Source organism: Pseudobacter sp. (assembly GCF_051955275.1).
Classification (GTDB): Bacteria; Bacteroidota; Bacteroidia; order Chitinophagales; family Chitinophagaceae; genus Pseudobacter.
In genome coordinates, this window is sequence record NZ_JBQCGW010000085.1 from 25,698 (window position 1) to 34,116 (window position 8,419).

Consider the following 8,419-nt stretch of genomic DNA (forward strand, 5'->3'; position numbering starts at 1 on the left):
ACGCGAGCGACTGGCGACACTCTGCTATAATTAAAAAAAACCTTTTCTTTGCAACCTGGTTTTCAAAAAATGGATCCTGTAATCAATTATACAAACTGCCCCGTCTGCGGCGCGTCTACTATCCGGGAAGCGCTCACTGCCACAGATTATACCGTTTCCGGAAAGGCTTTCAGCATCTGGGAATGTGCTTCCTGTACGCTCCGTTTTACCCAGGCTGTGCCTGACGAAGCGCATATCGGACCTTTCTATAAAGCAGACAGCTATATCTCTCATACCAATACCAGCAAGGGGTTGGTGAACCGTTTGTACCATACGGTAAGGAATATCACGTTGCGCAATAAACGCAAACTGCTGCAGTCAGCCACCAACAGAACAACCGGTCAGTTATTGGAAATCGGCGCAGGCACTGGCACTTTTGCATCTTTCATGAAACGCAGCGGATGGCAGGTGATAGGACTGGAGCCTGATCCGGCTGCCAGGCAGATCGCCAAAGAGGTAAATGGCATCGCCCTCCTGGATACCAGTGAACTCTTTGAGCTTCCTTCCGAACATTTTGATGTGATCACCATGTGGCATGTACTGGAACATGTACACCGCTTGCATGATTATATGGATCAGCTGAAACGACTCCTCAAGCCCGGTGGTGTTCTGCTGATTGCCGTGCCCAATTATACCAGCTTCGATGCACAACTCTATGGTCGCTTCTGGGCTGCTTACGATGTTCCGCGTCACCTCTATCATTTTTCGCCCGCGTCTATGCGCACCCTGCTGAAGCAGCATCACCTGCGCCTTGAAACCATCGAACCCATGTGGTTCGACAGCTTCTATGTAAGTATGCTCAGTGAAAAATACAAGAACGGGAAAGCCAGCCTGGTAAAAGGTTTCATCAATGGGTTTCGTTCCAATATGAAAGCGGGGAAAGGAAATAATGCGCGCTGCAGCTCCCTCATTTATGTGATCAGGCCCTGATCATTGATGCAGCACGATCTCGTGCATCTCTGACCATCTCTTACCCGTGATCATCATCCTGCCGGTGGCGGCATCCCAGGCAATACCATTCAATTCGCGGTAACCCGACTGTTTTTTGTCTGCTTCTTTCTGCAGCATATCCAGGTCGATGGTACCTGTAACGTAACCCGTTGCGGGATCGATCACCAGGATGGTGGTAGTGAGCCACCTGTTGGCATAGATCTTTCCGTTGGCATATTCCAGCTCATTCAGGTTGTTGAGAGGCCCGCGATTGTCGCGCACAGAAATCTTTCTGACCAGTGTAAGCGAATCCGGATCGAGGAAATAGAGCCTGTCCGTTCCATCACTCATGATGATATGGGACGAATCATGGGTTAGCCCCCAGCCTTTCTTTTCAATGGAAGGCAGCTTGAAGCTACGCAGCAGTTTGAAGTTTTGTTGCACATCATACACGAACCCGATACCATTATCAAGAGTGAGCCAGTATAATTTGTTCTTGAAGAAAGTGATGCCTTCCGCAAAGTATTTCCTGCGATCCAGCAATACCCTCGGATCATTCCTGCCAGTTTTAGTATTCACCACGCCAACAACAGACGGGTAGGGGCTTTCAGTCATATTGCCGCCTGAGGACTCCCATAACTCGCCCTGGAAATATTCCAGCCCTTCCGTAAAGTAAGCGGTATCATGCGGATAGCTGGCATGCACAGTATATCCGATGACGGCAGGTGTTGCCGGTCCGGAAGAACCTGTTCTCCCGGTATCGGAGGTTCTTGCTGTTTCCGGGTTGAAACAGCTGTTGAGCAGTAACAGCAGTGCAATCATACAGCGGCTGCCCCTTTTCATTTATTATTGAAGTTTGATCTCGTACAATTTGGGCCACTTCTTACCGGTAATGAAGATCTTGCCATTGGTATTATCGAATGCGATACCATTGAGCACATCCGCCTGTGGATACGCGCCACGGGCTTCATTCACCAGGTTATTCATGTCCATCTGCGCCACCACTTTTCCACTGGCCGGATCGATCTTCAGAATATATGGTGTTTCCCACTGGTTGGCATAGATGAATCCATTGATATATTCCAGTTCATTGATATTGGGAACAGGGCCGTTGTGGTCGTTCACACTCACTATATTCTGCAGCTTCATGGAATCAGGACTGTAATAATAGATCTTATTGCTGCCATCGCTCATGATCAGGTTAGTGCCATCATTGGTGAGGCCCCATCCTTCGGTATTGTAACTGAATTCCCTGATCTTCCTGAAATCGGGCATTTGGTATACAAAACCTTTCTTCGACTGCCAGGTGATATAATAGGCCTTATCATTGAGGATGGTCATGCCTTCTCCGAAATGTTCTTTTTCCAGTCTGGCTTTTGGAGTGGCTTTTCCGGTAGACAATTCCACCGGGCCGATCCAGGAGCCATTATTGGGAATGCCTTCGGGGCTTCCGGTGGATTCATACAGCTGGCCGCCGTAAATGGCCAGTCCCTGTGTAAAACTGAGGGTGTCATGCGTGTAAGCATTCACCACAGTAAAGGGGATCCTGGGAGTGGCTGCTTCCGCATTGGTTCCTTCAGGGGCGGTTGACTCTCCGGAATTGTTACAGGCGCCAATAAATGTGCTGAATAATAAAATGCTATAAAAAGTTTTTTTCATCATATGAAAATGGATCTGTGCATTCAAAAATACTCTTTGTAAACCAGAAAAAAAGTGAAAAATCCGCATTACAGCATGGATACGTATATACCCACAAGGTGGTACTTGCAATTTCCGGAAACTTTTATTTGTTTTACATCATCAAACCGGTTGTGACCATCTCCAATATCCCTCCTAATATTATCTATGGTCATTCTGATCCTTCCGGTTCTTTCTTAAAAATTCATTCCTGTGTATCAGCCAGCCAGTTGCGGGCAGCAAAATTGCAATGCTCCTTCTGTTATCCTTACCCCTGGTAGTTATCCTGCCGCAGGTTTTCCGTTTTGTTGAATATTTGTTTCGTACCTGTTGCCAGGATCAGCTGCCTCACAAGAAAGCTGTGCTAATGAAACATTTATTACTTGCCTCCTGTTGCTTGCTTTTACTGCTCACCCAGGCCGATGCTCAACGTGCTTGTGGTGCTCATACTTTTCTCCAGCAGGCAAGCCGTCAGCAACCATCCCTGGCAAAGCCCATCATTCCATCACCATCATTATTACAGGTAAATTCCGATAATACCGGAGAGTTGCCGCTGATCCGCATTCCGGTAGTAGTGCATGTGCTTTTCAATAACGAGCAGCAGAATATTTCCGAAGCGCAGATCCGTTCACAGATAGACGCGCTGAACCGCGACTTTCGCAAACTTAATTCCGACACAGCCTATATTCCCACTGGCTTTCAGCAACTCTCCACTGACTGCCGCATCGAGTTCCAGTTAGCAACTACGGATCCTGCGGGCCGTGCTACCAAAGGCATCGTCCGAAAGCAGACCCGCATCCGGGCCTTCGCTATCGACGACGCCATCAAGGCCACCGCTTATGGTGGCAGCGATCCCTGGGATGCTGCCAGCTACCTCAACATCTGGGTAGCGCCGCTCTCCCGTGGGCTGGTTGGTTTTGCCAGTCCTCCCGGCATCCGCAAGGACCTCGACGGCGTGGTGATTTCCTTCACTGCATTCGGCACTACCGGTACCGCTCAGCCGCCATACAATATGGGGCGCACCACCACCCACGAAGTGGGCCACTGGCTTGGGCTGCGTCATATCTGGGGGGATACGGATTGCGGCAACGATTATGTTGACGACACTCCTCCACAAAGCAGTAGCACCATCGGTTGCCCTTCCGGTGTGATCTCCACCTGCAACAACGGACCTAACGGTAATATGTACATGAACTTTATGGACTTCACAGATGACGCCTGTATCAGTATGTTCACACCAGGCCAGCGTGCTGTGATGCGCAGTCTTTTTGAGCAGCATGGGCCGAGGCAATCGCTCCTTCAATCGACTGGCCTGACTGCTCCGTTATATCCTGCATTACCTGAAGAATTCCTTCCTGCACCTGAGAGTATCCGCCTGTATCCCAATCCTGCCGTGAGTTTTGTGCAGCTTGAGTCTGATGTGGCTATCGATGGCCATTCTGTGCTGGTGCAGAATGCTGCTGGTCAGGTGGTGATGAATACCATAGTTACTTATGGAGGAAAGATAAAATTGAGTGGATTGAAAGCGGGGTTGTACTTCATCAAAGTTGGAAATGGAAAGGTGATGAAGGTGTTTAAGAAATCATGAGTTTATTGATATCGCATTTGATTTATTGGTCGTATGCCGGATGAGGGATATGATAACAGGGCTGTAAAACATACCCACACCTGGTTGTTCTTTGATGGGCTTTTGTGGGGTATGTTAGGGCTGTTGTGCAAATCTGGGCTTGAGGATCGTATGTTTTGAAGGCCCCGTTACCATGTCCTTCACCGGCTCTGGCACTATGGAGGTACGGCATCTACTTCCATTCTCGTATGTTTTCCCTGCTTCCATTTACTCAACCTGACTGAACTTTTACCTCCTTTCCCCACTCTCAATGCCGATCATTGGGCCAATTCAACCAACAATAATTGCGCGCCGCAATGAGCGGCAAATTGCGCAGTTGCTCTTATCGGCAAATATTGGGAGAAATAAAATTGTCAAACAAACAGCGCGCTTAATTGCTGCACATCCAGCGTGCCCATGGCAAAAGGGGTATGGAAAAATGGCCTTCAAAACATAAGCGAAGAAGTCAGGCTCTGTACTACCGCCCAATCTTTCCAACTCAAACCTCAATACCACCACAAAAAGGTGCGGTTTGTTTTGCAGCCAACTTTTTCATACCCCTTTTGCCACAAAACAAAAACAAAACAGCAATCAACCCTGCATTTTGTTTGCGACCTCTTCTCCTACCAACGCCGACAGCGCAACGCCCATTCCGCTCATTCGTACCGCGCAAAACACGCCGGATGAGAGTTCTTCAATGATTGGCATCTTCTCACTTCCCATCCCCATGATACCGGACCATCGATCGGTTATAGTGAACGGCTGATCTGGAATAAGGATGGTTTTCAGGAAGCTTTCCAGTTCATGCTGGATAGTGTTGCTGATATCCATGTCTGTGGTGGTTTCTTCTTCAAAGGCTTTGTTGCGGGCACCGCCAAGCAGGATGCGGTCGCCGAGGTCGCGGAAATAATAGAAGCCTTCATCGTAGTGGAAGCTGCCTTTGAAGCGGAGATTGTTGATGGGAGCTGTAACGATGATCTGTCCGCGGGCAGGAACGATATCCAGTTGAGGGAGCAGGTCGCGGGCAAAAGCGTTGGTGCAGATGAGGAGTTGTTGAGTATGAAAGCTGATGTCCTGCTGACCGTAAGGGGTGGGTATATTGGCATGGAGTTTTACTCCTTCCGGGCCTTTCTCGAAATGGGTAACAGTAGTGGCATTCAGAACGGTAACGCCAAGGGCCTGAACGCGCTGCAGCAGTTGCTGGCAGAGCATGCCTGAGTGGAGATGTCCTTCAAATTTATTCTCGATGAGATGGTTGGTATTGCTGAAGCCGAACTGTTTGATCTTTTTGCTGGCGAATTTGTAAGTGGGGGAAGAGCCAACGATGGGGGCGAGCTTTTCATTGAGCCAGTCGATATGCTCCTGGAGGCAGGTCTGGCCAGGGTCGTTGTGATGGGCAATGAGCTCGTAACCTTTGCTCCACTGGAAGCCGATGGCCTTCTCTCCGAGGATCTTACGGGTCCGCTGGAGGCCGCGGAAGCGCATGTCAACGAGTTGGAGCATACGGTCTTCGCCGGATTTATCGCGGTCGGCGATCAGTTCAGTAACACTGCCGAAACAGGCGAATCCGGCATTGCGGGTGGAGGCACCGGTGGGGATGATGCCGCGGTCGAGGATGGTGATGCGGGTGCGGGGATTGGCTTTCTTCAGGTGCCAGGCGCACCAAAGGCCAACGAGGCCGCTGCCGAGGATGATCACATCGGCGGGAGCGAAAAAACTTTCCTTTTCCCAGACAGATATTTGCATTGAATAAAGTTATTCGATAATATGCAGCCGGAAAAATGGAAAGTCAACGTCCAATTGAAAAACAAATCACAACCAGATGAAAAAGTATGTTTACCTGTTACCCCTCTGTTTACTGTTATTTACAGGCTGCGAATCAACCCAGCAGATCCTGAAGGACCTCGGTCAGACCGGAACAGGAACAGGCAGTACCACCGGCGGGCTTAGTACCAATGAGATCATTTCTGGCCTGAAAGAAGCGCTGGCTGTAGGCGCAGAACGCAGCTCCACCAAACTCTCCGCAATGGATGGATTCTTCAAGAATGCAGCTATCAAGATCCTGCTGCCGGAAGAAGCCCAGAAAGTGGAGAAGACCCTGCGCGACCTCGGCATGGGCAGTCTCGTAGACAAAGCCATTCTCTCCGTGAACCGGGCTGCTGAAGATGCTGCCAGCTCTGCTGCTCCCATCTTCATCAATGCCGTTAAGAGCATGACCATCAATGATGCGCTCGGGATCCTGAAAGGAAGCGATACCGCTGCCACTTCTTACCTGAAAGGCAAAACAACGATCGCACTCACAAACGCATTCAAACCCGTGATCGAAAAATCACTGGCCAAAGTGAATGCCACCAAGTTCTGGGGAGATGTGTTCACTGCGTACAATCAGTTTGCAACCAAAAAGATCAATCCCGATCTCTCTGGATTTGTTACGGAAAGAGCGCTGACCGGTATCTTCTACCAGGTAGGACTGGAAGAGAAGGCTATCCGCAAAGATCCTGTTGCGCGTACAACGGAGATACTGAAGAAAGTGTTCGGTAAGAACAGTTAATGGAGTTAACCTTAACGGATATACGAAAACCGCCTCCACAGGGAGGCGGTTTGTTTTACCATCAGTCCCGGTCCGGAACTATCACTACTTTACCACTATTTTCCGGGTGATGGTCTCACCGGTAGACTGGTGCCTGATGGTGAGAAAGTAGAGACCGCTTCTGAGTCTTTGCAGACTGTACTGGCTCGCAGACAGGTTTCTCACCGTCTGGATGGTTTTACCACTATTGTCTGTCAGCAGCAGGTCTTTCGATGCAGCATCATTGAAACTGATGCTGCAGTTGCCATCGGTTGAGGGGTTGGGATAGATGAGTACGGAGAGTGCTGTATTGTTGAGTGCGTTGATGATGATCACCTTGCTGAAGCTCTGCCTGCCATCGATATCGCGCTGCAGCAACCGGTATTGGGTTTGAGAGGCGGGTGCATGTTCATCTGTGTATTGATATTTCAGCAACTGGCTGCTGTTACCATCTTTTGTGGCGGCTGGTACTACTCCGATGGTCTCAAAATTTCCGGTCCCTGTTTTTCTTTGTACTTCAAACCCTTTATTGTTCTGCTCCGAAGCGGTCTGCCATTTCAATAAAATGCCTGATTGTCCCTGGCGCTGTGCTTCAAAACCGGTGAGGGTAACGGGTAAAAGCGGACATGTATTTACAATAAGCGCGGTGGTGGAAAATGCATCGCCGGTCACCTGTACGCGTACCCAGAGGTTCCTGTTCTCATAATTAGTGAAGGCGGCGGGAGCGGAAGTGAATGAGCCGTTGCCCGCTGCGGGAACAGCTGCCGGCGCAGTAACAAGTACAACGGGATCACTGGCATCGAGCACACCGTTGGAGGGTACATCGGCATACACGGAATAAGTGGCTGTTTTAGCAGTGGACTGAGAGGCGATGTTCACCGTGTAAGTCCGTGGCAGACAGATAATGGAACCACTCACTAAAGGATCGTTCACAAAGAATCCGTTATTGGGCTTTGCACATTGAACGGCATTATCACTGTTGGAATTGCTGCTCCAGATATCCGCAACTATTTTGGTGGCATTGCTGCAGGCACCGGGGATGGTCATTACAACACCCTGGAGTGTGAACCTGTTCACCGTGTTGATGCCGGTGCCGCTCACATAGGTTTTTACTACAGCAGTAACTGGCAGTATAGTGGCGGTTGGCGCCGTAGAGTAACTTCCGTTGAGTGTAGGGGAAGCTAATGTTGGATTGGTTACCACTACGGTGCCTAACGCGCCTGATAACTGGGCCAGCGTGGGAGGAGCTGCATACGTGAGTTGTGGGTTGGGGTATGCGGACTGTGTCCACACATGTATATTGGTATACTTATTACCGCCATTGTTCACCTGGTCCCAGCTGATGTCTACATTTACCTTACAGTTGCCGCCATTGCTGGTAGCGCTGTTCAGTTTGATGGTGATGTTGGACACCGAGCATGCCTGTGCAATTGATTTCTGGCTTGAAAAAGTGATAAATAATGCGATCACGCAGAGGTGTAGAGTTGCGTTCATGTTTGGGTATTTTTTTTGGTGACAGAATAAAAAAAAATAGGTGCTAGCAATGACAATTTTATTAATAAAGTAAATGTATATTTGTTTTATTTTTTTTATATTAT

Annotated in this window: 7 protein-coding genes; 3 read left to right on the forward strand and 4 right to left on the reverse strand. The window is 49.2% G+C overall.

Annotated features, from left to right (window positions below):
• Nucleotides 1-69: 69 nt before the first annotated feature.
• Nucleotides 70-969, forward strand: a complete 900-nt coding sequence (locus ACTHMC_RS07500) for a class I SAM-dependent methyltransferase (RefSeq protein ID WP_440412213.1) — start codon at nt 70-72, stop codon at nt 967-969.
• Here ACTHMC_RS07500 and ACTHMC_RS07505 read toward each other — a convergent pair whose 3' ends face one another.
• Both ACTHMC_RS07505 and ACTHMC_RS07510 read right to left on the reverse strand, forming a co-directional pair.
• Nucleotides 970-1,812: a glutaminyl-peptide cyclotransferase gene (locus ACTHMC_RS07505; protein WP_440412215.1), complete on the reverse strand. Its 843-nt coding sequence runs from the start codon at nt 1,810-1,812 to the stop codon at nt 970-972.
• 3 nt (nt 1,813-1,815) lie between these two features.
• Nucleotides 1,816-2,628 (reverse strand): glutaminyl-peptide cyclotransferase, encoded by an 813-nt coding sequence (locus ACTHMC_RS07510; protein ID WP_440412216.1) that lies wholly within the window; start codon nt 2,626-2,628, stop codon nt 1,816-1,818.
• Between the two features lie 385 nt (nt 2,629-3,013).
• Between ACTHMC_RS07510 and ACTHMC_RS07515 the strand changes: the two genes are divergently transcribed.
• A complete protein-coding gene (locus tag ACTHMC_RS07515) occupies nt 3,014-4,234 on the forward strand; it encodes a M43 family zinc metalloprotease (RefSeq protein ID WP_440412218.1) in 1,221 nt (406 codons plus the stop codon).
• A 609-nt stretch (nt 4,235-4,843) separates the two neighbouring features.
• On the opposite strand, the gene ACTHMC_RS07520 is transcribed toward ACTHMC_RS07515, so the two are convergent.
• Nucleotides 4,844-5,998, reverse strand: coding sequence for an NAD(P)/FAD-dependent oxidoreductase (locus ACTHMC_RS07520; RefSeq protein WP_440412220.1), 1,155 nt, complete (start codon nt 5,996-5,998; stop codon nt 4,844-4,846).
• Nucleotides 5,999-6,074: 76 nt separating this feature from the next.
• Between ACTHMC_RS07520 and ACTHMC_RS07525 the strand changes: the two genes are divergently transcribed.
• Nucleotides 6,075-6,803, forward strand: coding sequence for a DUF4197 domain-containing protein (locus ACTHMC_RS07525; protein ID WP_440412222.1), 729 nt, complete (start codon nt 6,075-6,077; stop codon nt 6,801-6,803).
• A gap of 84 nt (nt 6,804-6,887) precedes the next feature.
• Here the strand turns inward: ACTHMC_RS07525 and ACTHMC_RS07530 are convergent, their stop codons facing one another.
• Entirely contained in the window at nt 6,888-8,315 is a 1,428-nt protein-coding gene (locus ACTHMC_RS07530; RefSeq protein ID WP_440412224.1) for a T9SS type A sorting domain-containing protein, read from the reverse strand.
• Nucleotides 8,316-8,419: the final 104 nt, after the last annotated feature.